12 protein-coding genes are annotated in these 13,332 nt (G+C 61.3%); 3 read left to right on the forward strand and 9 right to left on the reverse strand.

Annotation, left to right across the window (positions count from 1 at the left end; all coding sequences use genetic code 11):
- Positions 1–165: 165 nt before the first annotated feature.
- Positions 166–1,218, forward strand: coding sequence for a hypothetical protein (locus tag I8J29_RS21965; RefSeq protein WP_208849629.1), 1,053 nt, complete (start codon positions 166–168; stop codon positions 1,216–1,218).
- A gap of 149 nt (positions 1,219–1,367) precedes the next feature.
- Here the strand turns inward: I8J29_RS21965 and I8J29_RS21970 are convergent, their stop codons facing one another.
- The 7 genes from I8J29_RS21970 to I8J29_RS22000 all read right to left on the reverse strand — a co-directional run bounded on the left by I8J29_RS21970 (position 1,368) and on the right by I8J29_RS22000 (position 10,027).
- On the reverse strand, positions 1,368–2,966 hold the full coding sequence (locus I8J29_RS21970; RefSeq protein WP_208849630.1) for a response regulator transcription factor: 1,599 nt from the start codon (positions 2,964–2,966) through the stop codon (positions 1,368–1,370).
- Positions 2,967–4,910, reverse strand: a complete 1,944-nt coding sequence (locus I8J29_RS21975) for a cache domain-containing sensor histidine kinase (protein ID WP_208849631.1) — start codon at positions 4,908–4,910, stop codon at positions 2,967–2,969.
- A 205-nt stretch (positions 4,911–5,115) separates the two neighbouring features.
- Positions 5,116–6,810 carry a type 2 periplasmic-binding domain-containing protein gene (locus I8J29_RS21980; RefSeq protein WP_240546397.1) on the reverse strand — a complete coding sequence of 565 codons (1,695 nt, stop codon included), beginning with the start codon at positions 6,808–6,810 and terminating at the stop codon, positions 5,116–5,118.
- Between the two features lie 156 nt (positions 6,811–6,966).
- Positions 6,967–7,863, reverse strand: a complete 897-nt coding sequence (locus tag I8J29_RS21985) for a carbohydrate ABC transporter permease (RefSeq protein WP_208849633.1) — start codon at positions 7,861–7,863, stop codon at positions 6,967–6,969.
- 3 nt (positions 7,864–7,866) lie between these two features.
- Entirely contained in the window at positions 7,867–8,760 is an 894-nt protein-coding gene (locus I8J29_RS21990; protein WP_208849634.1) for an ABC transporter permease, read from the reverse strand.
- A 291-nt stretch (positions 8,761–9,051) separates the two neighbouring features.
- The gene (locus tag I8J29_RS21995) at positions 9,052–9,303 is read right to left on the reverse strand and encodes a hypothetical protein (protein ID WP_208849635.1); all 252 of its coding nucleotides are present in this window, start codon (positions 9,301–9,303) and stop codon (positions 9,052–9,054) included.
- 67 nt (positions 9,304–9,370) lie between these two features.
- Positions 9,371–10,027 carry a M48 family metallopeptidase gene (locus I8J29_RS22000; protein ID WP_208849636.1) on the reverse strand — a complete coding sequence of 219 codons (657 nt, stop codon included), beginning with the start codon at positions 10,025–10,027 and terminating at the stop codon, positions 9,371–9,373.
- Between the two features lie 205 nt (positions 10,028–10,232).
- On the opposite strand from I8J29_RS22000, the gene I8J29_RS22005 reads away from it, so the two are divergent.
- Positions 10,233–10,628, forward strand: a complete 396-nt coding sequence (locus tag I8J29_RS22005; RefSeq protein ID WP_208849637.1) for a VOC family protein — start codon at positions 10,233–10,235, stop codon at positions 10,626–10,628.
- Positions 10,629–10,752: 124 nt separating this feature from the next.
- Here the strand turns inward: I8J29_RS22005 and I8J29_RS22010 are convergent, their stop codons facing one another.
- Complete coding sequence (locus tag I8J29_RS22010; protein ID WP_208849638.1) at positions 10,753–11,520, reverse strand: pirin family protein; 768 nt, start codon at positions 11,518–11,520, stop codon at positions 10,753–10,755.
- A 328-nt stretch (positions 11,521–11,848) separates the two neighbouring features.
- On the opposite strand from I8J29_RS22010, the gene I8J29_RS22015 reads away from it, so the two are divergent.
- Positions 11,849–12,055: a hypothetical protein gene (locus I8J29_RS22015; RefSeq protein WP_208849639.1), complete on the forward strand. Its 207-nt coding sequence runs from the start codon at positions 11,849–11,851 to the stop codon at positions 12,053–12,055.
- A 147-nt stretch (positions 12,056–12,202) separates the two neighbouring features.
- On the opposite strand, the gene I8J29_RS22020 is transcribed toward I8J29_RS22015, so the two are convergent.
- Positions 12,203–13,264, reverse strand: coding sequence for a BtaManbiosPhlase (locus I8J29_RS22020; protein ID WP_208849640.1), 1,062 nt, complete (start codon positions 13,262–13,264; stop codon positions 12,203–12,205).
- Positions 13,265–13,332 lie beyond the last annotated feature (68 nt).

Consider the following 13,332-nt stretch of genomic DNA (forward strand, 5'->3'; position numbering starts at 1 on the left):
GGCCCATAGCCGCGATCGGCCGGATGAGCCTGAGCGGAAGCTGTTTCCGGCAGCCTGCCGGGGCAGCTTTTTCAATTTTCCGGCGTATCCGGATCGTGATGGAAAACAATAATTTGGTATACTAAAAATAGCCATTTTTATAAAATTTTAAAAGGGAGGCTGCCCATGGAACACCATAAAGAGGCGAATCATTTATCCGATATTCGTAATTTATTTGAAGGCATGAAAGGACATAATTTTGGATTGCCGGATTGCATAGCGTTTATTTCGGAACGCTTAGACGCGCACGAAGCGCTTGATTTTTGGACGATTGCCGCGATTACCGGCGATACCGTCGCGCAGGTTTACAACCATTATTCGACTACCGGCTGCGATTATTGCGTGTCGGGGTATCTAGCAGGGCCGGAACATATCGCGCATGTATTCGACGTGCTCGGTTATCGCCATGAATACGTTAAAGCCGCGCGAATCATCGCCGATCGGACCGTTTATCTGCGGAAAATAGCAGAGTCCATCGACAAGGGCATCCCGGTGCTCGTCAAATCCAATCTTAACGATATCCCGGCATGGGAATCCGACGCGGGGACGTACGTTCTGATTGTCGGATACGAACACGGCGGAAAAACGGTGAAATTGCTTTTACATGACACCGTTACGATCGACTATGAAATAAATGATGGGAATAAGTTGGATTTGATATTTATCGGCGACAAACAACGCGAGGTTTCCCTTCAGGATATCTATCTGAAGGTCATGAAGAACATGCCGCATTGGCTAACGCTGCCGGCACGAGACGGTATGTTTTTTGGCGCTGCGGCGTTCCGTGAATGGGCCGACGACATTGAAGCCGGGCGATTCGAGGATGAAAGCCTTGGACTATGGGAGAATTACGGCGTTTACGTCTGCAACCTTGCCACGAGCGGAGGCGAGCCTACCTACATCTTCAGCAAGCTCGCGGAGATCGATCCCGCCTATTCGGAGTGGGGGCTGTTAGGCGAAAACATACAAGAGCTGCTGCCCGCGGAAACGCCGACGGGCGGAAGAAGCCGATTGTGGATCCAACTGGAAGAGATGGGCGGCGGGATGAATATGAACGATGTTAAAGCTACGATGCGCGATAAAGAAAAACGTTCCAACGTCGCCGCCGCTCTCCGCGATTATGCGAAACGGCTCGATCAAGCGCTTGAATTAATGGAAGAAGACTTGCGTCGATTATAAGTAACCGTGCGCGTTGTTCGAATTTGGCTGGAAATCAGTGGCCGTTGCGGCAAGCGATGTGCGCCGCCACCGCTTGCTGCATTGCCGCTCCTACTTACGCCGTTTGAAGCACAGGCATGCTCGGCCGTCATGCGCGCACGGCTGGCCGGTCAATGATAATCCCGGTACTCCTGCGGCGTGCAGCCGACCAGCTTCTTGAACAAGTAGGTGAAATACGCGGACGTCTGGATGCCGACCCGGTCCGCCACCTCGTAGACCTTGATGCCCGGGTCCTTCAGCAGCTCGCGCGCCCGCTGGATGCGGGTTTCCTGGACGAACTCGGAGATCGTCTTGCCCATCTCGCGCTTGAACAGGACGCTGAGGTAGCTCGCGTTCAGGCTGAACGCCTCCGCCAGCTGCTTGACCGTCCAGTTCTCCTGCAGCCGCTCCTCGATGAAGTCCGCGATCCGCCGGACGAGGTTATGCTGCTGGTTCTGGCGTTCCTTCTTCTCGACCGTCATGTACCGGTCCACGTAATCGACCAGCAGCAGGATGATCTGCCCCGTGCTGCCGCAGTCGAGCATCCGCCGCCACATGAGGATGTTCATCTCGCCGTCCGCGTCGTCCTTCCACTTCAGGTTCCGGATCAGCTCGCTCAGGAAGCTCATGCCGAACGCCTGCACGTACGAGAAGGACGCCGGCTCCTGGGCCAGCAGCGCGTCGAGGATCCGGTTCATGTACGCCCCGACCTTGGCGGAGTCTCCCGATTCCATCAGCTTCAGGATCGTCGGCATGAATTCCTCGCGGAGCCGGAAATCCCGGAATTCGCTGCGATCCGCGTAATCGTGCCGGACGATCTGCCCGTCCGCGACGAGCCGCGCCTTCGCCATCATGAACTTGATCTCCTTGTAATGCAGCGGCACGTCCTCCCACCGGCTGCCCGCCCGGCCGCAGCCGACGGTCGCCGAAGCGCCGTACTGCTCGAGCAGCATCCCCTGGACGAACGGCAGCCGCTTCTCGGTCCGCGCCCGCGCCTCCGGCGTCTGCCCGAAGAGCAGGACGGCGATCTCGTCCGGCGTGAGCTGCGCGAGGAACAGCGGCTCGGCGCCGTCGCCGGACAAGCCGACCTCGACCGTCTGCTTGAAGCCGCTCGCGAGCAGGATCCGGTCCTTCGCGTCCTTGCCCGACGACAGAAAATGGTCCAGCCCGAACACGACGAGCTGGAAGCCGCGCGCGACGTCCGGCAGCGCCATGAGGCCGTTCCAGGAGGCGAGCATCTCGTCCGTCTGCGGAATTTCCGCGATCAGGTCGTTCACGAACCGCTCCTTCACGAGCTTCAGGCTCTCGGACACCTTCTTCTCCAGCTCGCTCGTCTGGTCGACGAGGCTGCGCATCTTCTCGAGCGTCTCGCGGAAGCCCGCGAGCCGGCCCGACACCTCGTCCATCTTCAGCGGCTTGAGCACGTACGCCTGCGCGCCGACGTGGATCGCGTCCTGCACGAACTCGAATTCGTTGTAGCCGCTGATCATCAGCACCTGCAGATGCGGATGCAGCTTCTTCGCCTCCGCCACCAGCTCGATGCCGTTCATGCCGGGCATCGAGACGTCGGAGATGAGCACGTCGAAGGCCGACGCGCGCATGGCGTCCAGCGCCTCCTCGGCCGATTCCATCGTCGCCGGCTTGTCGTACCCGAGTCCCCGCCAGTCGACGTAGCGGACCAAGCCTTGGATGTTGGATGGCTCGTCGTCCACGATAAGCACCTTGAGCATCTATGCTTCCCTCCTGATCGCCGGCTCTTCGGCGCTGGCCGGGAACGCGACGGACGCGTGCGTCCACGCGCCGGCCTCGCTCTCGATCGTCAGCGCCGCGCCGCTGCCGAAGTACAGCGCGAGCCGTTCTTTGATGTTGGGCGTGCCGAACCCGCCGCCCTTGCCGACATGGGTGCCCCGCTCGATCTCCCGGAGCACGGACGCCGGTATGCCTTGGCCGTTGTCGAAGACGGACATCCGGATCGTCTCCCCGTCCCGGACGACCGCGATGCGGATGACGGCGTCCGGCCGCCGCGTGATCGCGCCGTGCAGGTAGCAGTTCTCCACGATCGGCTGCAGGACGGTCTTGATCGTGTAGCAGTCCAGCGCCTCGTCGTCGATGTCCCATTCGACGCGCACCTTGTCCGGATACCGGAACTGGCAGATGTCCAGATACGCCCGCACGTGCTCGAGCTCGTCCCGGACGCGGATGACGCTGATCCGGTTGTTCAGCGTAATCCGATAGAACGTCGTCAGCGCGTCGATGATCCGGATCTGCTCCCCGTCGTCCGCGTCCATCGCCCGCCAGCGCAGCAGGCCGAGGGAATTGTAGATGAAGTGCGGATTGATCTGCGCCTGCAGCGCCTTGAACGCCTGCTCCTTCTCCGCGAGGCTCGACTTCGTGATGTCCTCGACCAGCTTGCCGAGCCGCTCGGACATGAGGTTAAAGCGGTTCTCGAGCTCGCCGAGCTCGTCGTTCTCGCTGTAACGGACCGCCGCTTCGAATTCCCCGCGCGACAGGTCGCCCATGCGCGTCCCCAGCTTGCGGATCCGCCGGACGATGTTGCGGACGATCGTCGTCATCAAGGACAGCGACAGCAGCAGGAAGAACGTGATGATGCCGACGATCAGGATGAGAATCATCCGGTTCTGGTTGTCGAGGTGCTTCGTGCGCATGAGCGCCACGAGCGTCCAATGCGAGGACAGCGGCTGCGTCATGAGCATGTCCTTCGTGCCGGCCAGGTCGAGCGTGCCGACGTCCGGCGCCTGCTTGGACGAAGACGGGGACGACGGCGCTTTGGTTGCGCCGGGCACTTCGGCCGCATCGGGCGCTTCGGCCGCACCCGGCGCTTCAAGCGCATCCGGCCCGGCCGCGCCAAGCCCTTCGAGCGCATCGGAGCCTGCGGCCGATCCGGCCGATCCGGCCTCCGGCCAATCGTTCATTTGCAAGCGCTTGCCGATTTCCGCGCGGTTCGTCGCCGCCAGGATGCGCCGGTTGTCGTCCACGATATAGAGGCTGCCGTCGTTGAACGGATGGTCCAGCAGCTCGCCGAAGACGGCGTCGTAATTCAGCAAAATGTACACCATCCCGAGCAGCTCGCCCGAGTTGTCGATGATCTTGCGCGTCAGGACGCTCTGGTTCGGCTTGCCCGGCACGCTGCTCCAGAACAGCGGATTCGGCGAGCGCTTCGCCCGTTCGTACCAGGCCTGCTCGTCCATGCCGGCGAGCTGCCGCCCCGCTTCCGGCCGCCAGAGCAGCTGGCCGTCCTCCACCAGCGTCCCGTTCGTATGATAGATGCGGAAATCCGCGATCCCGGGCAAATATTTGCTCGTGATCGTGAACGTCCGGTCCACGTAATTGACCGTGTCCACGTTCTCGGACATGTCCGCGTAGTCGCGCCCGAGCCGGGCGATGAGCTCGCCGTCGGTCGCCGTCCGGACCGCCAGCAGGTCATAGCTCTTCTTGCTGAAATCGACGACCTGCGCCGTCTGCTGCACCGCTTCCTCCGCCGTGCTCACGTAGCTGTGGTGAAAGCTGCGGATGACCAGATAGACGGCCCCGCTGCTCAGCACGAGCGTCGGCAGCAGCAGGATCAGCACGTAGAGCACGACGATCTTGCCGCGGAGGCTCAAGCTGCGGGTGAAGCCCAGTATCCATTTGTCGAGTCCCAGTCGCAGTCGCAAGGCTCCCTCCCCTTTCTCCACGGAGTATAGCACACGTTCGCGCCGCGGTTAACCGGAAGCCTCCCCCTGCCGCGCGTCCCCTCCGCAATCGTGCCGAAAGGGAAGCCGTCTTCGCGACGGCTCCCCTTTAATGAAGCAAAATCCATGCTTATGCGGTTGTTGCCCCGCCGGTACCTTCAAGCCGGCGCCATGCGGCGCGGGCGCGTCAGCCGTTGGACGCGGCCGTCTGCTCCTGCAGCGTCGCGTTCCACTCCTGCTTGAGCTCGCTCCAGTGGGCGCGCTTCTCGAGCGCGGACTGGAAGTCGGACCATGCCGCTTCGAACGCCTTGTCGTCCTTGGCCATGAGCAGCTTCGCCTTGTACTCCTTGCGGACGTTCTCGAGCTCCGGCAAATATTTCTCCCAGAGGCCGCCCGGCTTCGCCTTCACCATGTCGTACGGCTCCGCGACGCGGACGCCGCCCATCTTGCCGATTGCCTGCGTGAAGTCGATCGTCTTCTGCCGGCCCTTCGGCTCGGTCAGGGCGTAGTTCCACCACGGGTACCATTCGTTGCTGTAGGACGAGATGGCGTACAGAGCCGGGTTCGTGCTCGCGATCTTCGCCGCGTCGCCCGAATCGTGCAGCTTCTGGTAGTTCTCGTCCGTGAATTTCCACAGGCCGAGCGGCTTATCCACCCAGTCCCAGAATACGCCGGCCGGCCCTTCGTTCGCGACCTGCTGCTGCTCCGGCTTCGGCGTCAGCATGTAGTCGACGAACTTCAGAATCGCGCCCAGGTTCTTCGTGTTCTTGCTGATGTACAGGTCATTGCCCGGGTACGGGTTGACGATCTGGTTCGAGCCGATCTTGCCGACGCCCGGTACCTGCGGATACGGGATCGTGTCGATGTACCACGCCGGCTCCGTCGGCCCGTCCAGGATCTCCCAGATGTGCGCGTCCATGTTGAAGAATCCGCCGACGTTCATCGCGATGCGGCCGGACTTCGTTTTCTCCTTGTACCGCTCCGCCTTGTCCGTGATCGCCTCGGCGTCGATCAGGCCTTCGCGGTACATCTTGTTCATCCATTGGTAGGCGGCCTTGTACTGCGGATTGTCATAGATGAATTCGTAGCTGCCGTCGTCCTTCTTCTGCACCGGGATGACGCCGCCGGCGGTCGCGGTCGACACGCCGAACGTGCTCAGAATGATGTTCTCGTCGTTCGCGTCCGAGAGGAAGCTGAGCGGGATGAGCGCCTTGCCCGACGCGTCCTTCTGCTTGGCCGCGGCGCGCAGGAAGTTCTCGATGCCGTCGATCGTCTTCAGGTCGTCCATCGTCATGCCGGTCTTGTCGAGCACGTCCTTGCGCACGAACCAGCCCCCCGAAGCCCAGCCCGGCCATGGATCGGACGGATTCTGGTCGAACCAGGTCGGGATCGACCAGATATGGCCGTCCTTGTCCTTCATCGCGTCGAGGTACAGCTTCGGAATGGACGCGAGGCCCGGGTATTTGTCCGGCATGTCGAAGTACTGCTCGACCGGCATGATGCTGCCCGAGCGGATCATCGAGGAGTTGACGATGTCGCTGCGGCCGAACAGCGCCGCGTCGTCGAAGCCGCCGGTGTTCAGCTTCAGGTTGAGCGCCGTCATGGCGTCGCCCTGCGTCGACTCCAGCTGGACGTCGATGCCCGGCTCGTGCTCCCGCCAATACTTCTGGACCATGCTGTCGTTGTTGATCGTCGCGGTCCAGCCGAGCCATAATTTGAACGCTTTGGAATCGCCCGCGTCCGGAGCCGCGCCCGCCGTCTGGTTCGCGTTCGCGCCGCCGTTCTGGCCGGCCGGCGCGTTGTCCGCCGCGTTCCCGCCGGAGTTGCCGCCGCTCGAGCACGCCGTCAGGCCGAGCACGAGCGCCGTCAGGGCGGCCGCCATACTCTTTCTTCCCATAAGCCTTGTCATGCGCTGCTTTCCCCTTTCTGTCTCTCCATTATATATGGTGTTTCCGTACACCCGCTTGGAAATGGAACCAATTTCCAGCACGCGCGAGCAGGCCGCGCGAGCCGCTCCTGCAAGCCGCTGCCCCGCTGCTTACCCTTTGACGGAGCCGATCAGCACGCCCTTGACGAAATACCGCTGCAGGAACGGATAGACGCACAGGATCGGAATCGCGCTGACCATGACCGTCGCCATCTTGACGGACATGAGCGTCACGTTGGCGAGGCTCGAGCCCCGGGCGATCGCTTCCACGTTGTTGTTGGAGCCGAGCACCGCCGAGATGTCCTGCGCGGACAGCAGCTGCTGCAGGAACGTCTGCACGGGGATCAGGCTTTGGTTCGAGACGAAGAACGCGCCGGCGAACCAGTCGTTCCAGTGCATGACGCCCGTGAACAGGCCGAGCGCCGCGAGCATCGGCTTCGAGAGCGGCAGCACGATCGACCAGAGCACCCGGAACGGATGCGCGCCGTCCATTTCGGCCGATTCGATCAGCGCCTCCGGAATCCCCTGGATGAACTTCAGCATGACGAACATGTTCCAGGCCGAGAACGCGCTCGGCACGATGTACACCCAGAACGAATTCAGGAGCGAGAGGTCGTGCAGCTGAATGTAGAACGGGATGAGGCCGCCGCTGAACAGCATCGTCACGAGCACGTAGCCGAGCAGCGTGCCCCGCAGCGGCAGGCTCCGGTAGGACAGGCCGAACGCCGCGAGCAGCGTGACGAGCAGGCCGACGACCGTGCCGGCGATCGTCCGGGCGATCGTGATCCAGTAGGCGTGCCGGATGATCTGGTTGCCGAGCACGATCCGGAAGTTGTCGAGCGTGAATTGGCGCGGCCACAGGTAGACGCCGCCCTTGGCCGCGTCGCTCCCCACGTTCAGGGAGATGGCCAGCATATACAGGAACGGATAGATGACCGAGAAGCACAGGAGTGACAGGAGCACCGCGATGACGAGCTGCCCCGCTTTGTCGCTTGCCGAATGTTTCATGCGTTACCAGAGCCCCTCCCCGTTGAATTTGCGCGACAGCTGATTCGTGACGAGCACGAGGATCAGGCTGATGACCGAGGAGAGCAGGCCGACGGCCGTAGCCATGCCGAAGTAGCCCTGCTGCAGCCCGCTTCGCAAAATGTACGTGTCGAGCACGTCCGCGACCGGCTGGTTGGCCGGGTTCATGAGCGGGTAAATCTGGTCCATGCCGACCGCGATCAGGCTCGGCATGCTGAGGATGAGCACGATGGCGATCGTGGGCATGATACCGGGAAGCGTAATATGCCGGATCTGCGCCAGCCTGCCCGCGCCTTCGACCTTCGCCGCCTCGTACAGCTGCGGGTCGATCGTCGTGATCGCCGCGAGGTACAGGATCGTGTTCCAGCCGACTTCCTTCCAGAGACCGCTCGCCACGATGATCGGACGGAACCATTCCGTCGAGCCGAGGAAGAAGATCGGATCGGACCCGGTCTTGGTGACGAACTGGTTGACGAGGCCGCCGTCCAGCGTCAGCAGCGACTGCAGGATGTACGCGACGACGATCCAGGAGAAGAAATGCGGCAGGTAGCTGACGGACTGCACGAACCGCTTGAACCCGCTGTGCCGCACCTCGTTGATGAGCAGCGCGAGAATAATCGGCGCCGGGAAGCCGAAAATGAACTTCAGCAGCGCGATGATGATCGTGTTCTTGACGACGATCCAGAATTGGCCGTCCTTCAGGAACGAGAAATTTTCCAGCCCCACCCACGGGGCGTTCCAGATCGTGTAGCCGATGTGGAAATTTTTGAACGCGACTTGGATCCCGGCCATCGGGATGTAGCTGAACAGGAACAGCAGCACGACGGCCGGCGCGATCATGACGTACTGGGCGCGGTATTTTGCCAGTCTTTCGAGCATGGGATCACCTCTGTACGCTCATTATACGGACAGGGCGAAGGCCGAGGTAGAACACAACGGTTGGATTTCTATCGCAATGATTAGCGATTTGGACGGAGAACGAGGGGCGTTTTTGAAAACGTTTTTTCATGGAGGCTCGCAGCGGCGCGCAAACGAGGCGGCAACGGAAAAAGAGCCTCCGGAACGCGGGGTTCACGGGAAGGCTCTCGGCAAATCGATATGAGGGCGGCTTGCGGCAGCGGGTAAACCGCGATAATAAGAAGCAGACGCCGAGCCTGCTCCCCCATGCGTTTATTTCATTTTCAGATGAATGCCGTGCAGCAGCCGGATGATTTCGGCCATCCCCCGAAAAAACGCGCCCGCGGCCGCAAACGCGCAGAGCGACACGAAGGATCCGGTCGCCGCGTCTTTCCACCACGGCAAGACGAACAACAGCAGCCCGATGCCGAACGAAGTCCACGCTGCGAAAATCAATAGGGAAGCAACTCTATTTTCCTTCTTATCGCTGTAATCCATCTCGAAATCCTTGAGATCCGACTTCAAACCCGACACTCCTTATCGCTTCGTTCGTCCTTAACCGACCATGCACGGCCGTCGCTTGCCGCCGAGATCAAAGCTCCATCGCATGCCCGTACCTGTCCAGGAACGCTTCCTTCTCCTTGTAATCCGGCATGATGCTCCCGACCCGCCTCCAGAACGACCGGTCGTGATTCATATGCAGCAGATGGCAGAGCTCGTGGATAATGACGTAATCGATCACTTCGACCGGCGCCATGGCCAGACGGTAATTGAAGGTCAGCTGCTTATTCGAGCTGCAGCTTCCCCACTTGGTGATGGAGTCCATGATTTCGATGGACTTCGGCGTTACCCGCAGCTGCTTCTGATACCCTTGAATCCGTTCCAGCACGACCTTCTTGCAGCTGGCCATATAAAACTTCTTCAACCGCAGCCGCAGCTCTTCCTCGCTCAGCCCCTCCGTATCGATCAGCTCGTTCAGCTTATAGTAGCGGCCGAGATGCAGAAATTTCCCTTGCTCGCCCTCGTATTCCCGCACCCGCGGCGCCGAACGCGCCCGTTCGATGGCGTCCAGCCGCGCCGCGAGCTGCGCGCCATGCTGTCTCACCGCCCGCGCGATCTCGTCCTCGCTTGCCCCGTTCGGGGCCTTCGCCGTAACGAGGCCGTTCGGATCGACTCGGACGGAGAGCTTATTTCGGGCCCCGTAGGCCACGTGAACGTCTATGACGCGGTGCTCCAGTTCGATTTTCATGCTCGTCATCATTTCTTTCCGGGATAATGTCGCGCCGCGCGCGTGCTTCAATTTTAACGCGCGCCGCAGGGGGCGTCCAGCCGGGCAGCCCGGATCAGCCGCGGTGAATCCGGCGACTTCGGGAATATACCCGCTAAGGCTTGCCCAAACCGGAGGCGTTGCGGTATATACTAGAAGAAGGAAGTCAAAAACAAGGAGGCTGTTCATGGGAAAAGTCGTTCATTTCGAGGTGCATGTCGATGACATGGAGCGTGCCAAGAAGTTTTATGGCGACGTGTTTGGCTGGACGTTCGAAGATTGGAGCAGTTACGCCGGCATGCCCTACTTCGGAGCGGTGACGGGCGACGCCGAAGCGATGGGAATCAACGGGGCTTTGATGCAGCGCATGGGACCGCCTCCCGCGCCGGGACAGGCCGTGAACGGCTTCGCCTGCACGATGGGCGTCGCTGACTACGACGCGACGGAAGCGAAGATTCTGGCGCTTGGCGGCACGGTCGCGCTGCCGAAGTACGCCCTGCCCGGCATGGCGTGGCAAGGCTACTACATCGACACCGAGGGCAACATCATCGGCATTCACCAGCCGGACGAGAACGCGAAGTAACGTGCCGCTGCAAAAGCCAAAAAGCTCGACCTATACGGGTCGGGCTTTTTGCTTCTCCGGGTGATTCCGGATTTCCGCGTGCTTCCGTTATTCCTAGCCGTAGCGATATCAACAGTTCCCGCGATTATTTTCGGTACAGCGGATAGGCGACGCGCATCGGCAGTTCGATGACGACGAGCCGCAGCGGCGCGTCGCTCGTCGGCCGGACGACCGCGCGGCCGCCTTCGGGCGCGTGGATCACGCTGAAGTCCCTGCCGCGGAACGGCACCGTTCCGACCTCCGTCTCCCAGGCGCCGTCGCCGCGGACCGCAAGCGCCGCCCACGAATAGCCGGCGGGAATGTCCTGCGCGAACGCCGCGCCCGGCTCGACCGCGACGTCCCACATCTTCGCGTCGGTTACGAGCCGGATCGGAGAGCCTTCTCCGAGCACGGTCTTCGCGCTGACGCCCGGCGCCGGCGACGCGGCGGGGAAATCCTCGTGCCGGTAATCGGCGTACGTCGGCTCCCGCAGCACCGCGGCGTTCAAATCCGGCTCGAGCCAGATCTGGAACGCCTCGGCGTCCGGTCCGATCGACCGTTCCCGGTGCGAGACGCCGGAGCCGGTCTGCATGACCTGCGCGCCCCCCGCGCCGACGATGCTCTCCGTGCCCAGCGTATCGCCGTGGATCAATTTGCCGTGCAGGACGTACGACATGATCTCGAAGCCTTGATGCGGATGCAGCCCGACGCCGCCCTCCGTCTTCGTATATCCCCAGCCCCAATAGAACAACGGCCCGACGCGGCGGACGACGGAATCCTGATGCGGGAAGCCGATCGGCTTCTGCACGACGATGCTGCCCCCGTCGAACAGCTCCTTGACCTGCTGCTCCGGCGGATAAATGCCGATTTTCATGCGTTCCTCATTCCTTTCCGTTCGCGATTCGGACGCTATCTTCCGCTTCACTTAGCTTCTATTCATAGAAATCCTATACTTAGGATATATTTATCCTAACACTAGGATATCGGCCTGTCAATGAACGGATCGGAGCTTGCTTGATGGCTTGATTGTTTGTTTAATTGTTTGTTTGATTGATTGCTTAATTGATAGCTCGCTTGCTTGCTTGTTTACCTGTCCGGAAGCGCGCCGCGCCAAAAAAACGGCAACAAGCGAAACCATCGCCGGCTTCTCCGTCGTTGATTAGAGTAGATAGCGCTCATGAACGGAAGGAGTTGAAGCATCCATGAAAATCCGCGCCGCGATTACGGCCGCGTTCGGCCTCGGCTTCGCGCTGTCGGCCTGCATGTCCGTCTATTGGCTCCGCGTCGACAAGGATCATCCCGCGATCAGCGGGCTGATGTGCCTCGCGATCATCTTCTTCGGGCTCGCGCTCGTGAACGGGCTGGCCTATCTCTCGATCCGGCTGCGCGGCCGGACGCATCGCACGTAACGTCCGGCGTATCGCCCGCGCCGCTCCGCGCAACGCCAAACAGCCTTCCGGGAACGCGGCGCGTTTCCGAAAGGCTGTTTGAGCTTCCGCCCGATGATGCGATGCCGGCGTCGGGAACGCCGCGCCGCTTAGACCTCTTTCAAGCCCTTAGACCTCTTCCAAGCCGTCCAAAATCTCTTGCAGGCTCAGCTCGGCGCACGCCATCGACGTGTCCGCCGCGCCGTAGTACATCCGGACCCGGTCCCCGTCCACGAGCGCGCCGCAGGAGAAGACGACTCCGCCGAAGAAGCCGTTCGCTTCGTAATCCGCATCCGGCTCCATGATCGGCTTCACCGAACGGGCCAGCACCTTCGACGGATCGTCGATGTCCAGCAGCACCGCGCCCATGCAGTAGCGATGGTCCTTCGTCGCGCCGTGGTACAGCTCGAGCCAGCCGCGCTCCGTGCGGAACGGCACCGCGCCGCCGCCGATGCGGCCGCTGTCCCACATGCCTTCGCGCAGGCCGATCAGATGCTTGTGGTTGCCCCAGTACAGCAGGTTGTCCGACTCGGCGATCCACATCTCCGGACGGCCGCAGCTCTTCGTCGTCGGCCGGTGCAGCGCGTAATACTTCCCATTGATCCGCTCCGGGAAGATGAGCACGTCCTTGTTGTCCGGGCCGAAAATCATGCCGTGATGCGTCGTCGTCACGAAATCCTTCGTCGAGACGAGGGACTCGCCGATGCCGACCGGCGACACCGCGGAGAAGTAGATGTAGTACGTATCCCCGATCTGCGTGATGCGCGGATCCTCGATGCCGAACGTCTCGAGCGACTGCGACGGATACACGAACGGCTTCTCGTCGATCGTGAAATTATGGCCGTCCTTGCTGCGCGCGATGCGCAGGTACGACAGCGACGTCAAGTATTGGAAGGCCGGGGCGTTCTCCTTCAAGATAATGACGCGCGGATCCGACAGGTCGTAGCGCTCGTCGTCCTTGCGGATCGGAATGAGATCGAGGCCCCCGGTCTCGACATTGTAGACCGGCGCCAGCACGACCTCGGGGTCGGGGCTGATCGGGCGCTCGGCGATGCGAAGCAGCATGATGACTTCGCCGTTATACTCCGCGATGCCGGCGTTGAACGCGCCGATGACTTCGAAGTCGTCCCGGTGCGGCTTCACGTCCGCCGGCGTGACCAGCGGATTTTGTTCATAGCGGTAAATATTCATGGCGTATAACTCCTCTGTATGGCTCTATTTATCGTAGACAGTACGGTTCTCTCGCTTAAAGAAAGGTT

Source organism: Paenibacillus artemisiicola, assembly GCF_017652985.1.
GTDB classification, from domain to species: Bacteria; Bacillota; Bacilli; order Paenibacillales; family Paenibacillaceae; genus Paenibacillus_Z; species Paenibacillus_Z artemisiicola.

Excerpts from the sequence above, each read along its gene's own strand:
- I8J29_RS21965 (WP_208849629.1), top strand. The coding sequence starts at position 166 with ATGGAACACCATAAAGAGGCGAATCATTTATCCGATATTCGTAATTTA.
- I8J29_RS21970 (WP_208849630.1), bottom strand. The coding sequence starts at position 2,966 with ATGCTCAAGGTGCTTATCGTGGACGACGAGCCATCCAACATCCAAGGC.
- I8J29_RS21980 (WP_240546397.1), bottom strand. The coding sequence starts at position 6,810 with ATGGCGGCCGCCCTGACGGCGCTCGTGCTCGGCCTGACGGCGTGCTCG.
- I8J29_RS21985 (WP_208849633.1), bottom strand. The coding sequence starts at position 7,863 with ATGAAACATTCGGCAAGCGACAAAGCGGGGCAGCTCGTCATCGCGGTG.
- I8J29_RS21990 (WP_208849634.1), bottom strand. The coding sequence starts at position 8,760 with ATGCTCGAAAGACTGGCAAAATACCGCGCCCAGTACGTCATGATCGCG.
- I8J29_RS22000 (WP_208849636.1), bottom strand. The coding sequence starts at position 10,027 with ATGAAAATCGAACTGGAGCACCGCGTCATAGACGTTCACGTGGCCTAC.
- I8J29_RS22005 (WP_208849637.1), top strand. The coding sequence starts at position 10,233 with ATGGGAAAAGTCGTTCATTTCGAGGTGCATGTCGATGACATGGAGCGT.
- I8J29_RS22010 (WP_208849638.1), bottom strand. The coding sequence starts at position 11,520 with ATGAAAATCGGCATTTATCCGCCGGAGCAGCAGGTCAAGGAGCTGTTC.
- I8J29_RS22015 (WP_208849639.1), top strand. The coding sequence starts at position 11,849 with ATGAAAATCCGCGCCGCGATTACGGCCGCGTTCGGCCTCGGCTTCGCG.
- I8J29_RS22020 (WP_208849640.1), bottom strand. The coding sequence starts at position 13,264 with ATGAATATTTACCGCTATGAACAAAATCCGCTGGTCACGCCGGCGGAC.